Below are 16,348 nucleotides of genomic sequence, written 5' to 3' on the forward strand. Positions count from 1 at the left end.
CGTCGGCGACGCGTGCGAGCGCGGCCTCGGTCGCAGCGATGTCTGCCTGCGTGTCGTGGCGGATGCCTGCGAGGCGCGACCACTCACCCGAGACCGGCGCCCCGTCCGGGTCGTGCTCGTCGTCGGTGTTCGCGTCGCGAATCGCCCCGAGTTCGGCCAGCGCGTCGGCGAGTCCGGACTCGCGCGCCTTCGCCTGCGCGAGCCGCTCGCGCAGCATCCGCTCGACGTCTTCGAGATCAGTCATCTCGAGCCATTCTCGACCCTGGCAATCTCCGCAATGTCCCCCGAATGGGGTTGAGGCGCGCCGGTCGATTCGGAAACGTGGCTCACTCCTGAACGCCAGTGGAAGGAAGCGCAATGCTCACCCTGACTGAAAACGCCAGCACCGTCGTCAAGTCCCTCGCCTCGCGCGGTGGAACCAGCGAAGAGGCGGGCCTGCGCATCAGCAGCGCCACCCCGGAATCCCGCGAATACGCCGTGGAGGTCGCGCCTCAGCCGGCCGCGGCCGACACCGTTCTCGAGGTGGACGGCGCACGCGTCTTCCTCGAGTCCAATGCCGCGATCTCGCTCGACGACAAGATCCTCGATGCCGATGTCAGCGAGCAGGGCAATGTTCGCTTCTCCATCGCCGAGCAAGCCGTGTAGCCCGACGAGCTAGCGCCGCAGCGCGCTCGGCCTCGGCAGCCCGAGGTCTTCGACAAGGTCACCCAGAGCCCGGTCCAGTTCGGCACCGGCCTGGGTGACCTTGTTCGTTCCGAAGCTGCGCAGTCGGGCGCTCGGCACGTCGAACGCGAGCACGGTGCCTGCGCCGGCCGCCGCGTGCGCCTCGACACGCAGCGGGCTGTAGAGCGCCGTCGTCGGATCGTGGCGGAAAAGCCGGGCGCCGATCGCGTGGTTGACGATCAGCCATACCGCACTCGGCCGTCTGCTGCCGGCCGCGCTCAGCAGCTCGCCGGGGCGTGAGGACCAGACCCGCACGAATCCGCTCGGCGACTCCCATGCGAGGTCGCGCGTGAAGCTCTGCCAGTCGCCGTCTTCCGCGAGGCGGGCGAGGGCCGCGGCATCCGTGAGCTCGGGGACGGCGCCCTCGAAGGCGGCGACGATCGCCTCGAAGCGCGCGTTGGTGTCCAGTTCGATGCGGCGCGCCTGGTACTCCGTGACGCGCTCGGCAGCCTCGTAGCTCACGCGCCGAGGGCGCGGCGTGCTGCGAGCTGCTCGACGGCGCTGCGGTATGCCTCGAGCGGCCGCGCCTCGCCTGGGGCCGAGATGAAGCTCGCGCGGATCACGCCCTGCTCGTCGATGACGAAGGTGGCGCGGTTGGCGAAGCCGTTCTCGTCGAGGAAGACCCCGTAGTCCTTCGCCACGGCGCCGTGCGGCCAGAAGTCGGCCAGCAGGTGGAACCCGTAGCCCTGCTCCTCCGCCCATGCGCGCAGCGCCCACTTCGAATCGACGGAGACGCCGATGAGCTCGACATCGGCATCGGCGAAGAGCGCGAGATTGTCGCGCAGCTCGCACAACTCCCCCGTGCACGTTCCCGAGAACGCGAGCGGGAAGAAGACGAGCGCGACCGCCTTCCTGCCGCGGAAATCGCTCAAGCGGATCGGCTCGCCGAACTGGTTCGGCAACTCGAAATCGGGGGCCTGGGTGTCATTCTCCAAAGCCATGCGCGTAAGCCTATGCGCAGCTCGCACCGTGGGCGCCAGCACGTCGCGCGCACTACTAGGCTGATCGTCGGCGCTGTGTCGTGATCCGACAACCGTGCGCCCGACACAGGTACTGACCGGCACAAGGAAGAGGTCGAAGTGACTGTTAACCACCAGGATCCGTATTCGGTGACGAACGTCGATTCGGACCCCGAGGAGACCGCGGAATGGCGTGAGTCACTCGACGAACTGGTGAAGAGCGCCGGGCCCGAGCGGGCGCGCGAGATCATGGTCAGCCTGCTCGGCCGCTCCAAGGAGCTCCACCTCGGTGTGCCGCAGATCCCCGCCACCGACTACATCAACACCATCTCGGCCGAAGACGAGCCCGAGTTCCCCGGCGATGAGGACATCGAGCGCCGCTATCGCCGCTGGCTGCGCTGGAACGCGGCAATCATGGTGCATCGCGCCCAGCGCCCGGGCGTCGCGGTCGGCGGCCACATCTCGAGCTATGCCTCGTACGCCTCCCTGTGGGAGGTGGGCTTCAACCACTTCTTCCGCGGGCAGGACGACCCGTCCGGCGGCGACCAGCTGTTCCTGCAGGGGCACTCGAGCCCGGGCGCCTATGCGCGCGCCTTCCTCGAGGGGCGCCTCACCGAGCAGCAGCTCGACGGATTCCGGCAGGAGAAGTCGCGCGCCCCGCACGGCCTGCCGTCGTACCCGCACCCGCGCATGCTGCGCGACTTCTGGCAGTTCCCGACCGTGTCGATGGGCCTCGGGCCGATCAACGCGATCTACCAGGCGTCCTTCAACCGCTACCTCGCGAACCGGGGCATCAAAGACACGGCCGACTCGCACGTGTGGGCGTTCCTCGGCGATGGCGAGATGGACGAGATCGAATCGCGCGGTCAGCTGCAGCTCGCGGCCAATGAGGGCCTCGACAACCTGACCTTCGTCGTGAACTGCAACCTGCAGCGTCTCGACGGCCCTGTGCGCGGCAACGGCAAGATCATCCAGGAGCTCGAGAGCTACTTCCGCGGCGCCGGCTGGAACGTCATCAAGCTCATCTGGGGTCGCGAGTGGGACGACCTGATCGCCCGCGACACCGAGGGCGCGCTGCTGAACCTGTTCAACACCACGCCCGACGGCGACTTCCAGACCTTCAAGGCCGAGAACGGCGCCTACGTGCGCGAGAACTTCTTCGGCCGCGACCCGCGCGCGCTCGAACTGGTCAAGGACTACACCGACGACCAGGTCTGGGCGCTCAAGCGAGGCGGGCACGACTACCGGAAGATCTACTCCGCCTACAAGGCGGCCGTCGAGCACAAGGGCCAGCCGACCGTCATCCTCGCCCACACGATCAAGGGCTACGGCCTCGGGCCGCACTTCGAGGGCCGCAACGCGACCCACCAGATGAAGAAGCTCACCCTCGAGGACCTGAAGCTCTTCCGCGACACCCTCGACATCCCGCTGACCGATGCACAGCTGAACGAGGGCGACCACTGGCTGCCGCCGTACTACAACCCGGGCCCCGACGACGAGGCGATCCAGTACCTGCACGAGCGGCGGCGCGCCCTGGGCGGCTACCTGCCCGAGCGACGCTCGAAGTACGTGCAGCTCGAGCTGCCCGACGACAAGGCGTACGCCATCTCGAAGCGCGGCTCGGGCCAGCAGGAGGTCGCCACCACGATGGCGTTCGTGCGCCTGCTCAAGGACCTGCTGCGCGACAAGAACTGGGGCCCGCGCATCGTGCCGATCATCCCCGACGAGGCGCGCACCTTCGGCATGGACGCGTTCTTCCCGAACGCGAAGATCTACAACCCGCGCGGCCAGCACTACACCTCGGTCGACCGCGAGCTGCTGCTGTCCTACAAGGAGAGCCCGCAGGGCCAGCTGTACCACGTGGGCATCAACGAGGCGGGCGCCACCGCGGCATTCACCGCGTTCGGCACCTCGTACGCCACGCACGGCGAGCCGCTCGTGCCGGTGTACATCTTCTATTCGATGTTCGGGTTCCAGCGCACCGCGGACGCCTTCTGGGCGGCCGGTGACCAGCTCGCGCGCGGCTTCGTCATCGGCGCCACCGCGGGCCGCACCACGCTCACGGGTGAGGGCACGCAGCACATGGACGGCCACTCGCCGATGATCGCGGCGACCAACCCCGCCGTCGTGAGCTACGACCCGGCATACGGCTATGAGATCGGCCACATCGTCCGCTCGGGTCTCGAGCGCATGTACGGCGGAACGCACCCCGACCCCGACGTCATGTACTACCTCACCGTGTACAACGAGCCCATCGTGCAGCCGGCCGAGCCCGAGAACCTCGACGTCGACGGCGTGGTGAAGGGCATCTACAAGCTGCGCGAGGGCGCGGCCGACAAGCCCGTGAAGGCGCAGCTGCTGGCATCCGGTGTCGCCATGCCGTGGGCGCTCGAGGCGCAGCAGATCCTCGCGGACGAGTGGAACGTCTCGGCCGACGTGTGGTCGGTGACCAGCTGGAACGAGCTGCGGCGCGACGGCCTCAAGGCCGAGGAGCACAACTTCCTCCACCCCGAAGAGCCCGCGCAGGTGCCGTATGTCACCCAGAAGCTCGCCGGGGCCGAGGGCCCGATCGTGGCCGTCACCGACTTCACCCACGCGGTGCCCGACCAGATTCGCCAGTTCGTGCCGAACCGCTTCGCGACGCTCGGGGCCGACGACTTCGGCTTCGCCGACACGCGCGCCGCCGCCCGCCGGTTCTTCTACATCGACAGCCACTCGGTCGTGGTCCGCGCGCTCGAGCAGCTCGCTGCCGAGGGCAAGATCGACCCGTCCGCGCCGCTCCAGGCGATCCAGCGCTACGACCTGTTCAACGTCAACGCGGGTACCTCGGGCAACGCCGGCGGTGACGCCTAGGGTGGTTCGCCGCACCAAGGAGGAGACGCTCGCCTGGCTTCGCAAGATCTCGGGCGAGCTCTCCAGCGCGACGCTGAAGCGGCTCGAGGACACGCTGCCCTGGTTCAGCCAGATGCCCCCCGGCCGGCGCTCGGCCGTCGGGCTCGTGGCCCAGGCCGGCATCACGTCGTTCATCGACTGGTTCGAAGACCCGACGGCGACGCCCTGGGTGGCCTCTGACGTGTTCGGCTCGGCGCCGCGTGAGCTGCTGCGGTCGATCAGCCTGCAGCAGACCCTGCAGCTGATCCGCGTCGTGGTCTCGGTCGTCGAGGACCGCGCCAAGGACGGCGGCGAGATCCTGCGCGACGCGATCCTGATCTACTCGCGCGAGATCGCGTTCGCCTCGGCGGATGTCTATGCGCGAGCTGCCGAGTCGCGCGGTCTGTGGGACGCGCGCCTCGAAGCGCTCGTCGTCGACTCGATCCTCACCGGCGAGTACGACGACGAACTGCCGAGCCGTATCGCCGCCCTCGGCTGGCACGGCCACGGCGAGGTCGCCGTGCTCGTCGGCACCGCGCCGCGGATGCTCGACGTCGACCAGATCCGCCGCACGGCGCGACACGTGCGCGCCGACGTGCTGATCGGCGTGCAGGGCAGCCGGCTCGTCGTCGTGATCGGCCGCGCCGGTATCCCGCAGCACAGCGAGGACGACGAGACGGCCTCGGCCCCCGCCCCCATCGGGTTCCTCGAGATCGCGACCCAGCTCGAGCCGAACTTCGGCCCCGGCTACCTCGTGCTCGGCCACGCGGTGCCGAGCATCGTGGACGCGTCGAAGAGCGCGAAGGCAGCACTCGCCGGCTTCGCCGTGGCGAAGGCGTGGCGCAACTGCCCGCGCCCCGTGCACGCCGACGACCTGCTTCCCGAGCGCGCCTTCGCGGGCGACCCGCTCGCGCGCTCGACGCTCGTGGGGCGCATCTATCAGCCGCTCAAGGCGCACTCCCCCGAACTGCTCAATACGCTGTGGAGCTACCTCGACAACGGCCGCAGCCTCGAGGCGACCGCACGTGAGCTGTTCGTGCACCCGAACACGGTGCGGTACCGCCTCAAGCGCGTCGGCGACGTGATCGGCTGGGACGCCACCGGGGCGCGCGAGGCTCTCATCCTGCAGTCGGCCCTGATCATCGGGGCGATCGCGGAACCGGACGCGAACAGCCGCCGACGCGGGTTGCGTTAGTAGACGATCGCCAAAGCATTCTCGATTTCTTGATCGAGTCGCGCCAGCGGGGCATCCCCTCGGCTTGGCAGGATGGAACGCGTGATCGTCTTCGTCGCGCCCGGTCAGGGCTCTCAGACCCCCGGTTTCCTCGAGCCCTGGATCGCCGACCGGGCCACGCGTGAGCTGGTCGCCGGCTGGTCCGAGGCGATCGGCGTCGACCTGATCGCGCACGGCACCGTGAGCGACGCTGACACGATCCGCGACACCGCGATCGCGCAGCCGCTCATCGTCGCCGCGGGGCTGCTCACCGCCCGCGCGCTGCGCGCCGCCGGCGTCGAGATCGGCGCCGTCGCGGGCCACTCGGTCGGCGAGGTGACCGCGGCAGCCGTCGCGGGCGTGCTCAGCGAGGCGGACGCGCTCGCCTTCGTGCGCACCCGCGCGCTGGCGATGGCGGATGCCGCAGCCGCGGTTCCCACCGGAATGAGCGCTGTTCTCGGGGGCGACCCCAACGCCGTCGTCGAGCACATCAGCGCCTTCGGCCTCGAACCGGCGAACTACAACGGCGGGGGTCAGATCGTGGTCGCGGGTGAGCTCGACGCGCTCGCCAGGCTCTCAGAGGATCCGCTGCGCGGCACCCGCGTCGTGCCCCTTCAGGTCGCAGGCGCCTTCCACACGCGCTTCATGGCCCCCGCGCGCGAGGCGCTGCGCGAGAAGGCGTCGGGCTTCACGGTCTCGGACCCGGCGATCACGCTGTGGACGAACAAGGACGGCTCCGTCGTCGCCTCGGGCGCGCAGTTCATCGACCTCGTCGTCGGCCAGGTCGCGAACCCCGTGCGCTGGGACCTCGACATGGAGGCGTTCGCGGCGGCCGGCGTCACCGGACTCGTCGAGTTCGCGCCGGCGGGTGCTCTTGTGGGCCTTGCCAAGCGCGGGCTGAAGGGCGTTCCCGCCGTCGCCATCAAGGCCCCCGACGACATCGCGGCCGCCGCCGAGCTGACGGCCGGAACGGCCTGATGCCGACGCTCACCCAGGCGACGGGCGCGCAGTTCACGCGCATCCTCGCCGTCGGCGCCGCGCGCGGCGACCTCGTCGTGCCGAACGCCGACATCGTCGGCCCGATCAACTCGTCCGACGAGTGGATCAGGCAGCGCACCGGCATCGAGACGCGCGTGCGCGCGTCACGCGACGTGCAGGCGATCGATCTCGCGACGGATGCCGCCCGCGAGGCGATCGAGAAGAGCGGTGTGCCGGCATCCGAACTCGGCGCGGTGCTCGTCGCGACGATCAGCAACCCCGTGCAGACGCCCTCGATGGCGGCCGTGCTGGCCGATCGAATCGGGGCGACCCCGGCTGCGGCATACGACCTCAGCGCGGCCTGCGCGGGCTATGCCTACGGCATCGCGCAAGCCGACGCGCTCATCCGCGCCGGGGCGGCCAGGTATGTCCTGGTCGTCGGCGCCGAGAAGCTCTCCGACATCATCGACCCCACCGACCGCTCGATCTCCTTCCTGCTGGCAGACGGGGCCGGCGCCGCGGTGGTCGGCCCGAGCGATGCAGCCGGGATCTCGGCGACGGTGTGGGGCTCCGACGGCTCGCGCGCCGACGCCGTCGGCATGAGCAATACGCTGCTCGCGTTCCGGGACGGCACCGCAGGCTGGCCGCATCTTCGCCAGGAGGGGCCGAGCGTGTTCCGCTGGGCCGTCTGGGAGATGGCGAAGGCGGCGCGCCGCGCCCTCGAGGTCGCCGGAGTCGAGGCATCCGATCTCGCGGCCTTCATTCCGCACCAGGCGAACATGCGCATCATCGACGAGTTCGCGACCCAGCTGGGGCTGCCCGACCACGTCGTGATCGCACGCGACATCGCGACCACGGGGAACACCAGCGCGGCGAGCATCCCGCTCGCGACGCACCGCGTGCTCGCGGAGCACCCCGAGCTGTCGGGCGGGCTCGCCCTGCAGATCGGCTTCGGCGCCGGCCTGGCCTATGCAGCCCAGGTGGTCGTCCTGCCCTAGCTTCCACCGCCCCACCGGCCGCTCGCACTCTGCCCATTAACTACACTGGTGAGCGGTCACACGACACATCAAGGAGAACCCATATGGCACTGTCCACCGAAGAAGTCCTGGCCGGCCTGGCCGAGCTGATCAACGACGAGACCGGCATCGCCACCGACTCCGTTCAGCTGGACAAGTCCTTCACCGACGACCTCGACATCGACTCGATCTCGATGATGACCATCGTCGTGAACGCCGAGGACAAGTTCGACGTCAAGATCCCCGACGACGAGGTGAAGAACCTCAAGACCGTCGGCGACGCCGTCGACTACATCGTCAAGGCTCAGGCCTGAGACTTCTCACGTCGCACGCGGTCGGCGTCTGACTGACGTCAGAGTCGACCGCGTCGTACGTTTGCGCCCGTCGCACGTCAGAAGCACGCAGGAACGCAGTAAAGGAACATCGTGGGACCCAAGAAGATCGTCGTCACCGGTATCGGCGCGACCACGCCGCTCGGCGGCACCGCCCAGGACACGTGGAAGGCACTGCTCGCCGGTGAATCCGGTGCCCGCGGTTTCCAGCACGACTGGGTGTCGCAGTACGAGATCCCGGTGACCTTCGCGGCCGAGGCGCTCGTCCGCCCGTCAGAGGTGATGGAGCGCGTCGAGCTGAAGCGCCTGGACCCGGCGGCGCAGTTCGCGCTGATCGCGGCGCGCGAGGCGTGGGCGGATGCCGCGATCGAGGACTTCGACCCCGATCGCCTGCTCGTCGACTGGGCCACCGGAATCGGCGGGGTGTGGACCCTGCTCGACGCGTGGGACACGCTGCGTGACCGCGGCCCCCGCCGCGTGCTGCCGATGACGGTTCCGATGATCATGCCGAACAGCCCCGCAGCCGCCGTGTCGATGAACCTCAATGCGCGCGCCGGCGCTCGCACGGTCGTCTCGGCGTGCGCATCGAGCACCGAGTCGCTCGCCAACGCCTACGACCACCTGCAGGCCGGCCTCGCCGACATCGTCATCACGGGCGGTTCCGAGTCGTGCATCCACCCGATCACGGTCGCCGCCTTCGCGAGCATGCAGGCGCTCTCGAAGCGCAACGACGACCCGGCGCGCGCCTCGCGCCCCTATGACAGGGACCGCGACGGCTTCGTGATGGGCGAGGGCGCCGCGGCGCTGATCCTCGAGACCGAGGAGCATGCGAAGGCGCGCGGGGCGAAGATCTACGCCGAGGTCGCGGGCGGCGGCATCACGAGCGACTCGTACCACATCACCGCACCCGACCCCGAGGGTCTCGGCGCGACCCGGGCGACGAACCTCGCCCTCGAGCAGGCCGGCCTCGCGGCATCCGACATCGCCCACGTGAACGCCCACGCGACGTCGACCGGCGTCGGCGACATCGCCGAGTACAAGGCGCTGCGCGCGATCTTCGGCGACCACCTCGACAGCGTCGCCGTCAGCGCGACGAAGGCGTCGACCGGGCACCTGCTCGGCGGCACCGGAGCGCTCGAGGCGATGTTCACGGTGCTTGCGCTGCACGAGCGCACCGCGCCGCCGACGATCAACCTCGAGAACCAGGACCCCGACATCGCCCTCGACGTCGTGACGGCGCCGCGCCCTCTGGGGGACGGCGATCTCGCCGCGGTGAGCAACTCGTTCGGCTTCGGCGGCCACAACGCGGTCGTCGCCTTCAAGACGGTCTGAGCCGCGCGGGTCACCCCGCGAAGGAGTGCAGCCAGACCACCGGGTTGTCGTCGCTCGCGTGCCGGAACGGCTCGAGCTCGTCGTCCCACGGCTGACCGAGCGCGGCGTGGAGCTCGCGGTGCAGCGCGAGGACGTCGCTGCCCGCGACCTCCATGGCGTACCGCATGCGGTCCTCGGGGATCACGACGTTGCCGGCCGTGTCGGTCTGCGCGAAGTGGATGCCGAGTGACGGCGTGTGCAGGTAGCGCGCGCCGTCGCTCGAGGCCGTGGGGTCCTGCGTGACCTCGTAGCGGACGTCTTCCCAGCCGTGGAACGCGCTCGCAAGGGCGGCACCGGTGCCAGTGTCGCCCTCCCAGTAGAACTCGGCGCGCAGGGTTCCGCGCAGCACGGGCTGCGGGGCCCAGTCGAAGTTCACGGCACGACCGAGCACGCGGCCCGCCGCCCACTCGAGGTGGGGGCAGAGCGCACGAGGAGAGGAGTGCACGAAAAGCACTCCCCTGGCCCTTGCAGTGCTGGCCTTTGCAGTTGTGGCCGACATCGCGTCCTCCGTTCGTTCCGGTGCGGCTTCCCCTCCGACCGATGAACGGCGTCGCTGTCGACATGGGCATTCTCACATAGCACGGGAACGAATTCCAAGCGCGTAATTCGTGCGCGGCGCGTGTCGGCATTGTGGGTATGCAATTACTCGGTATATACATACCCCATGTCAGTTCGCCAGAGCCTGCTCGCCATCCTCGACCAGGGCCCGTGCTACGGGTACCAGTTGCGCGCCGAGTTCGACCGCCGCACGGGCGGCACATGGCCGCTCAACGTTGGCCAGATCTATCAGACGCTCGAGCGCCTCGAGCGCGACGGGCTCGTCGCCAAGGGTGAGTCCGATCGCGAGGGCCGCGCCTATTACGAGATCACGGATGCCGGTCACGAGGCCGTCTCGTCGTGGCTGTCCTCCCCCGTCGAACGTCAGGCTGCGGCCCGCGACGAGCTGGCGATCAAGCTGGCGGTCGCAGCCACTCTGCCGGGCGTCGAGCTCGCCGACGTGATCCAGGTGCAGCGCCGGGCGACGCTGGCGCTGCTGCGCGACCTGACGCGCACCAAGGACGCGATCGATGAGCCGACATCGCCCGAAGACCTCGCCTACCTGCTATTGGTCGACGCGCAGATCTTCCAAGCCGACGGCGAGCTGCGCTGGCTCGACCACGCTGAGGGGCGCCTCGCACGCGCGGTCGCCGCCGGCGTCGCCGGGCCGTTGCCGCTCAACACCGAGGTGCCGAAGCGCGGCCGCCCGGCGAAGGCGGTCGAGCCGTGACCACTCCCCTGCTGCGGCTCGACGGAGTCGCCATGCAATACGGCAAAGGCGAGGCGTCCGTCACCGCGCTCTCGGGCATCGATCTCGAGGTCAACGTGGGCGAACTCGTGGCCGTGATGGGCGCATCCGGCTCAGGGAAGTCGACCCTGCTCACGATCGCGGGCGGCCTCACCACGCCGACCGCGGGCGAGGTCGTGGTCGGCGGCACCTATCTGTCGACGCTGCCGGCCAAGGGGCTCGCGCAGCTGCGGCGCCGCACGCTCGGCTTCGTCTTCCAGGACTTCAACCTGGTGCCATCGCTCACCGCGCTCGAGAACGTGACGCTGCCGCTCGAGCTGGACGGCTGGCGCGGGGTGAAAGCGCGGTCCGCCGGGCACGACGCGCTGCGTGCGGTTGAGCTGGACGAGCGAGCGGATGCCTACCCCGACGACCTTTCCGGTGGGCAGCAGCAGCGCGTGGCCATCGCCCGCGCGGTCGTCGGGCCGCGGCGCCTGATCCTGGCCGACGAGCCCACCGGAGCGCTCGATTCGACGACGGGCGAGCTGGTGATGCGGATGCTGCGCCGGCGCATCGACGCCGGAGCGGGCGGCATCCTCGTGACCCATGATTCCCGCCATGCGGCGTGGGCCGATCGCATCGTGTTCCTGTGCGACGGGCGCATCACCGACGGCACGCGGCGCGAGACGCCCGAGCAGCTGCTCGTCGGCGGCGGGCGGCACGTGTGAGCGCGCTTGCGCTGGTCTGGCGCCTTGCGCGGCGTGGCACCGTGCTCACCCGCGCGCAGGCCGTGCTGATCGCGGCGCTGATCGCGCTGCCCATGCTCGGTTACTCGGGCGTCGCCCTCGTCATCGACTCGCGCAGTGCGACCACTGCCGAAGCGCTGGACGCAGCACTGGGCCATACCCGAAGCCGCGCCCAGCTCGTGAATGCGCCGGACTCGTCGATGCGTCAGACTCCGCCCGGCTCGCAGAGCTGGCAGGTCGACGAGGACAGCGACGGCACCCCGCTGCATCAGAACCCCGATGCCTCGAATGCCCCCATCACGAGCGCGTTGCCGGCCGGCACGCGCGTGCTGCGACTCGCCGACACGACCGTCGAGGCGGACTCCAAGGCCGGCGTCGCCGATCTCGCAGCGACTGTCGGACCTGCATGGGACCACAGTCTGAGAGGGCGGTTCACGGTCACCTCAGGTCGGGCACCCGCGAACGATCACGAGCTCATGGTCACCCCGGCGGCGCTCACGAGACTTGATACACGGGTCGGCGACGCGGTGCATCTGAACAGCCCGATCACTGGCGACTACACGATCACCGGGCTCATCGACGACACCCGCGTCGCCCGCAGCGTTCCAGAGCTGTTCCTGCGCGACGGTGCGCTCGACGGGACAGCGGCCGTGCCGGCAGCCAGGTCGTACTCGTACTACCTGCCAGACCTCGACGTCGACGCCACTCAGGCGAAGACGCTGAACCATGCCGGCTACATCGTGCTCTCCCGATCGCTGGCGGCGCGCTACGGGCTCGATTGGCCGAACACGATCCAGTCGAGCAATGGGAGTCTGTGGCTCATGCTGGGGCTTGCCCTCGCATTCGGCGCGTTCGAGGTGATCCTGCTCGCCGGGTCGGCCTTCTTCATCGGCGCGAAGCAGCGTCAGCGCGTGCTTGCCATCGTCGCGAGCGCCGGCGGATCGCGTGGAACGCTGATCGGTATCGTCAGCCTGACCGGAGCTGCTCTCGGCCTGGTGGGCGGATTCGTCGGGAGCGCAGCGGGTGTCGGCGCGGGTTCGCTATATCTGCGGCTGACGGCAGACGGCAGCGCCTCTCACTACCCGGGTTACCACCTGATCTGGTGGGTGCACGCGCTTATGGTGCTCGCCGCCGCGCTGATCGGGTTCAGCGCCGCGGTGATCCCCGCGGTGGCTGTCGCGCGCATGGACGTGGTCAGCTCACTGCGCGGCGCCACCCGACCCGGCCGCGCGAGCCGGCGACGCCCTGTGCTCGGGGTGATCGTCACGCTCGCCGGGGCCGCTCTCGCGCTCGGCTGCGGAGTGACCGCCGCGATCATCACGAGTGGCGACTTCCACACCTCCGACGGCCACACCCTGCTCGAGCAGCACGCCTCACGCGTCCTGGCCGCCCTGTACTACGGCATCACAGCGGGCGTGATCGTCATGCAGTTCGGTCTGATCATGATGTCGAGCCTCATTCTCGCCGGCATCGGTTCAGCGGCGCGACGTCTAGGTGTTGCACCGCGCCTGGCGAGCCGAGACCTTGCGCGCAATCGCTCCCGTGCGGTTCCGGCGATCGCCGCGATCATGACCACGAGCTTCCTCGCTGTGTTCGTCATGGGAACCCTCGCCTCGACTGACGCCGCCGATCGCTCGCGGTACCAATGGGACATCGGCGACCAGCAGGCAGTGGCGTATGTGGCAGGTGCTGCCCCGCAGAGCGAGGGTCTGGGCGCACACGCGGACGAGCTCGCCGCGGCTCTCGAGCGAACGTTGGCGGTCACAAGACCCGTTCTCATCTCCTCAGCGCCCGAGCCCGCACGTTCGGGCGAGACGGCGGCGACGGGACTGTACGCGGTTCCCCTGGCGGCCGCCGCAGACCGGTGCCCGGAGACCGTCCAGGGCTACGTCGCGTCCGACAGCGGCTCGAAGGACTGGCGATGCAACGATCTGGTCGCAAGCTACGGTCAGTCTTTCGACGACGCGCCGCTGCTTGTGGTCGGCGGTCCTCGCGAACTCGCCCAGATTCTGGGGCACACGCCGAGCAAGGCTGCGGTGGCTGCTTTGCGCGGAGGAGGCGCTGTCTCCCTGCACCGCGCGTTCGTCCACGACGGTCAGCTGACCATCGGCTGGTACTCCGCGCAGAAGCGCGATGAACTGATGAAGGTCAGCGTGCTCGCGGCACCTGCGAAGTCCGCAGCGGTTCCGGCCGTGTACGAACGCATGGCGCACCCGCTGGGGTTCGGGGCGATCCTCTCCCCCAGTGCCGCGCAGCGGCTCGGGATCGACGCCGTGCCCACCACGCTGCTCGCCACCCTGAAATCCTCACCGACGCAGGCGCAGCAGGATGCACTCCGCGCGGCAGTCGACGTGATCAATGCCAGCAACAATGATGCGTTCGGCGCGGGCGTGCAGACCGGCCCGAGCTCGACGTCGCCTGCTTACCTCTGGGCCGCCCTGGCGGCGAGCTCACTGATCGCGCTTGCTGCGGCCGTGGTCGCACTGAGCCTGGCACGGCAGGACGGCGCTCGCGATGCCGCCGCATTCGAGGCGATCGGAGCGCCGCCTCGAACGCGGCGAACGATCGCGTTCTGGCAGGCGCTGATCATCGTCGGCTCGGGAGCGGTCCTGGGTGCGCTGACGGCCACGCTCACCGTCTATGCCGCGTTCGGCCTGGCTCCCGGCCAGATCTTCGCCATGCCGTGGACGCAGGTCGCGCTCGGCACCGTCGGACTGGCCGCGACCATCGCCATCGGATCCTGGGTCGTGAGCGGGCGCCCCACCGCGGACAAGACGCGGCGCGCGGCCATCGCGTGAGCGCCTCTAGAACTCGTGCAGCAGCTCGCCGCTCTTGTTGAGCGCGTTCTTCTCGCCGGCGCGGATCGGAACCTGGAAGCGGTTCTGCTTCGGCGGCAGCGGGCAGTTGAACTGGTAGCTGAAGGCGCACGGCGGCAGCACCGCGAGGTTGAAGTCGAGGGTGATCGTGCCGTCGGGGTTCGGCGCGACGAACAGGAAGCGGCCGACCGAGTAGGTCTCGTCGCCGCTCGTCGCGTCGGCGAACACGAGTTGCAGGGCCCGGCCCGACTTGAAGGCGGCGAGGTTGTATGCCACGCCGTCCTTCTCGAAGGTGATCTCGCCGGGGATGGCGGTGTCCCGCTCGCCCTCGTCCTTGATGTGCTCGAACCCGACCGAGAGGCCCTCGACCGGCGTGAACTGCGCCGTGATGACCCAGTCGGGGTTGTAGTCGTAGGCGTCGATGCCCCCGAAGTTCACGAGATCGTCTGCTTCCGCGTCCCAGACGCGCAACGCGTATTCCGTTCCGGCCTCGTTCACGATGACGGTGCCCGTCGTGTGGTCGTCGAAGACGATGGAACTCGCCTTCTCGCCGTCTTTGGCCGAGATGATCACTTCGCCGTCGACGAGCTCGCCGTCGACGCGGATGCCGTCAGCAGCCGTCGCGACGAGGCGAAGACCCTTTTCGCCCGCGGGCAGCGGGTAGTACGTGCCCGGCACGCCGTACACCGTCTGCGCGGCCTCTGCGTCGCCCGTGACCCACTGCGTGTTGACGAGAGCGAGACTGCCCTGCGGCTGTTTCACCGACTCCTCGCGGCGGCTGCGGAAGGTGGCCAGGCGCTCGGCGGCGGTGAGGGTGTCAGTCATGGGCTCGATCCTAAGTTCAGGGGTGTCGATCACTTCGCATCTGCGTACGTGTCGACCGTCGCGACCTGCAACGGGAAGTCGACCGCGAATGTTCCGAACAGCAGGCGCCCGGCCTGCGCGGCCGCTTCACGCACCAGCTTCTCGACCTCGGGCGCGAACTCGGCGGGCGTGTGCACCATGATCTCGTCGTGCAGGAAGAACACGAGATGTGGCGCGTTCTCGAGGCCTCCGTCACCGAGTTCCGCGAGCTTCAGGCGCAGCTCGGCCATCCAGCACAGTGCCCATTCCGCGGCAGAGGCCTGCACCACGAAGTTCCGGGTGAAGCGGCCCCAGTCGCGAGCTTGCGAGCGGGCGCGGCGCTCGTCTGCCGAGGACGCGCCGGGCTGGCTCGCGCGCTGCTGCACCTCGTGCCAAGCCCCGCCCGGCAGCGGCGAGGTGCGCCCGAGCCTGCTCATCACCTGCTCGCCGCGCTCGCCCTGCTGGGCGGCCGCATCGACGAGCGCAACGGCCTTCGGGAAGGCGCGCGCGAGTCGCGGCTTGAGTCGCGCCGAATCGCCCGTGGTCGCGCCGTACATCGCGCCGAGCATCGCGACCTTGGCCTCGTGGCGGCTCGCGACCACGCCGGCCGAGACGACCGAGTCGTACAGGTCGCGGCCGCGCCCGGCATCCGCCATCGCCTCATCGGCGGCCAGCCCCGTGAGCACGCGCGGCTCGAGCTGGGCCGCGTCGGCGACGACGAGCTTCCAGCCCGGGTCGGCGACGACGGCCCGGCGGATGTTCTTGGGCAGCTGCAGCGCTCCCCCGCCGCTCGTCGCCCAGCGGCCCGTGACCACACCGCCGACGACGTAGTCGGGGCGGAAGCGGCCGTCGTGCACCCACGCCTCGAGCCATGCCCACCCGTTCGCGGTGAACAGCCGGTAGAGGTTCTTGTATTCGAGCAGCGGGGCGATCACCGGGTGATCGAGGTCGCGCAGCTCCCACTTCCGCGTCGATGCCACGTCGAGCCCCAGTCGCCGCAGGGCGGCGAGCAGCTCGGGCTGCGAGTCGAGATTGAGCCCCGGCGCATGCAGCAGTTGGCGGATTTGCGCGGCGAGCATCTCGAGGCGAGCGGGCCGGCCCGCGGCCGTGCGCGGGCCGAGGGCTTCGGTGAGCACCTGGTCGTGCACGTCGGCGCGCCACGGCATGCCTGCGAAGCGGATCTCTTCAGCGACCAGCGCGCCGGCCGACTCGGCGG

The 16,348-nt window shown here is 69.7% G+C and carries 15 protein-coding genes and 1 pseudogene; 10 read left to right on the forward strand and 6 right to left on the reverse strand.

Annotated features, from left to right (window positions below; genetic code table 11):
- Window positions 1–244: pseudogene (locus ACM2XV_RS05525) on the reverse strand (TraR/DksA family transcriptional regulator); the annotation flags it as partial.
- A 113-nt stretch (window positions 245–357) separates the two neighbouring features.
- Here ACM2XV_RS05525 and ACM2XV_RS05530 point away from each other — a divergent pair.
- A complete protein-coding gene (locus ACM2XV_RS05530) occupies window positions 358–645 on the forward strand; it encodes a Fe-S cluster assembly protein HesB (protein ID WP_344777631.1) in 288 nt (95 codons plus the stop codon).
- A gap of 9 nt (window positions 646–654) precedes the next feature.
- Here ACM2XV_RS05530 and ACM2XV_RS05535 read toward each other — a convergent pair whose 3' ends face one another.
- Window positions 655–1,185 (reverse strand): hypothetical protein, encoded by a 531-nt coding sequence (locus ACM2XV_RS05535; protein ID WP_344777629.1) that lies wholly within the window; start codon window positions 1,183–1,185, stop codon window positions 655–657.
- Window positions 1,182–1,664 (reverse strand): peroxiredoxin, encoded by a 483-nt coding sequence (locus ACM2XV_RS05540; RefSeq protein ID WP_344777627.1) that lies wholly within the window; start codon window positions 1,662–1,664, stop codon window positions 1,182–1,184. The genes ACM2XV_RS05535 and ACM2XV_RS05540 overlap by 4 nt, the downstream gene beginning before the upstream one ends.
- Before the next feature lie 138 nt (window positions 1,665–1,802).
- Here ACM2XV_RS05540 and aceE point away from each other — a divergent pair, with 138 nt between their 5' ends.
- From aceE to ACM2XV_RS05570, 6 genes are all read left to right on the forward strand, one after another.
- On the forward strand, window positions 1,803–4,535 hold the full coding sequence (gene aceE / locus ACM2XV_RS05545) for a pyruvate dehydrogenase (acetyl-transferring), homodimeric type (protein WP_344777625.1): 2,733 nt from the start codon (window positions 1,803–1,805) through the stop codon (window positions 4,533–4,535).
- Between the two features lies 1 nt (window position 4,536).
- On the forward strand, window positions 4,537–5,748 hold the full coding sequence (locus ACM2XV_RS05550) for a PucR family transcriptional regulator (RefSeq protein WP_487026215.1): 1,212 nt from the start codon (window positions 4,537–4,539) through the stop codon (window positions 5,746–5,748).
- An 81-nt stretch (window positions 5,749–5,829) separates the two neighbouring features.
- The gene (locus ACM2XV_RS05555; RefSeq protein ID WP_487026221.1) at window positions 5,830–6,744 is read left to right on the forward strand and encodes an ACP S-malonyltransferase; all 915 of its coding nucleotides are present in this window, start codon (window positions 5,830–5,832) and stop codon (window positions 6,742–6,744) included.
- Window positions 6,744–7,742 (forward strand): beta-ketoacyl-ACP synthase III, encoded by a 999-nt coding sequence (locus ACM2XV_RS05560; protein ID WP_487026216.1) that lies wholly within the window; start codon window positions 6,744–6,746, stop codon window positions 7,740–7,742. The genes ACM2XV_RS05555 and ACM2XV_RS05560 overlap by 1 nt, the downstream gene beginning before the upstream one ends.
- Before the next feature lie 83 nt (window positions 7,743–7,825).
- The gene (locus tag ACM2XV_RS05565; protein ID WP_022880924.1) at window positions 7,826–8,074 is read left to right on the forward strand and encodes an acyl carrier protein; all 249 of its coding nucleotides are present in this window, start codon (window positions 7,826–7,828) and stop codon (window positions 8,072–8,074) included.
- A 108-nt stretch (window positions 8,075–8,182) separates the two neighbouring features.
- Window positions 8,183–9,424: a beta-ketoacyl-[acyl-carrier-protein] synthase family protein gene (locus tag ACM2XV_RS05570; RefSeq protein ID WP_487026222.1), complete on the forward strand. Its 1,242-nt coding sequence runs from the start codon at window positions 8,183–8,185 to the stop codon at window positions 9,422–9,424.
- Between the two features lie 10 nt (window positions 9,425–9,434).
- Here ACM2XV_RS05570 and ACM2XV_RS05575 read toward each other — a convergent pair whose 3' ends face one another.
- Complete coding sequence (locus tag ACM2XV_RS05575; RefSeq protein ID WP_344777617.1) at window positions 9,435–9,962, reverse strand: DUF3145 domain-containing protein; 528 nt, start codon at window positions 9,960–9,962, stop codon at window positions 9,435–9,437.
- A 165-nt stretch (window positions 9,963–10,127) separates the two neighbouring features.
- Between ACM2XV_RS05575 and ACM2XV_RS05580 the strand changes: the two genes are divergently transcribed.
- The 3 genes from ACM2XV_RS05580 to ACM2XV_RS05590 are packed head-to-tail and all read left to right on the forward strand — an operon-like array spanning window position 10,128 to window position 14,271.
- Window positions 10,128–10,730: a PadR family transcriptional regulator gene (locus ACM2XV_RS05580; protein ID WP_487026217.1), complete on the forward strand. Its 603-nt coding sequence runs from the start codon at window positions 10,128–10,130 to the stop codon at window positions 10,728–10,730.
- Window positions 10,731–10,762: 32 nt separating this feature from the next.
- Window positions 10,763–11,455: an ABC transporter ATP-binding protein gene (locus tag ACM2XV_RS05585; protein WP_487026223.1), complete on the forward strand. Its 693-nt coding sequence runs from the start codon at window positions 10,763–10,765 to the stop codon at window positions 11,453–11,455.
- Window positions 11,452–14,271, forward strand: coding sequence for an ABC transporter permease family protein (locus ACM2XV_RS05590; protein ID WP_487026218.1), 2,820 nt, complete (start codon window positions 11,452–11,454; stop codon window positions 14,269–14,271). The genes ACM2XV_RS05585 and ACM2XV_RS05590 overlap by 4 nt, the downstream gene beginning before the upstream one ends.
- A 6-nt stretch (window positions 14,272–14,277) precedes the next feature.
- Here ACM2XV_RS05590 and ACM2XV_RS05595 read toward each other — a convergent pair whose 3' ends face one another.
- Window positions 14,278–15,114, reverse strand: a complete 837-nt coding sequence (locus ACM2XV_RS05595) for a DUF1684 domain-containing protein (RefSeq protein WP_487026219.1) — start codon at window positions 15,112–15,114, stop codon at window positions 14,278–14,280.
- A gap of 29 nt (window positions 15,115–15,143) precedes the next feature.
- On the reverse strand, window positions 15,144–16,348 hold a 1,205-nt coding region (locus ACM2XV_RS05600), incomplete at its 5' end, for a bifunctional 3'-5' exonuclease/DNA polymerase (RefSeq protein WP_487026220.1).

The organism is Gryllotalpicola sp. CP2-P1 (assembly GCF_057512245.1).

Coding starts and splice junctions, on each gene's coding strand:
- ACM2XV_RS05530 (WP_344777631.1), top strand. CDS start 358: ATGCTCACCCTGACTGAAAACGCCAGCACCGTCGTCAAGTCCCTCGCC.
- ACM2XV_RS05540 (WP_344777627.1), bottom strand. CDS start 1,664: ATGGCTTTGGAGAATGACACCCAGGCCCCCGATTTCGAGTTGCCGAAC.
- ACM2XV_RS05560 (WP_487026216.1), top strand. CDS start 6,744: ATGCCGACGCTCACCCAGGCGACGGGCGCGCAGTTCACGCGCATCCTC.
- ACM2XV_RS05565 (WP_022880924.1), top strand. CDS start 7,826: ATGGCACTGTCCACCGAAGAAGTCCTGGCCGGCCTGGCCGAGCTGATC.
- ACM2XV_RS05575 (WP_344777617.1), bottom strand. CDS start 9,962: ATGTCGGCCACAACTGCAAAGGCCAGCACTGCAAGGGCCAGGGGAGTG.
- ACM2XV_RS05580 (WP_487026217.1), top strand. CDS start 10,128: ATGTCAGTTCGCCAGAGCCTGCTCGCCATCCTCGACCAGGGCCCGTGC.
- ACM2XV_RS05585 (WP_487026223.1), top strand. CDS start 10,763: ATGCAATACGGCAAAGGCGAGGCGTCCGTCACCGCGCTCTCGGGCATC.
- ACM2XV_RS05595 (WP_487026219.1), bottom strand. CDS start 15,114: ATGACTGACACCCTCACCGCCGCCGAGCGCCTGGCCACCTTCCGCAGC.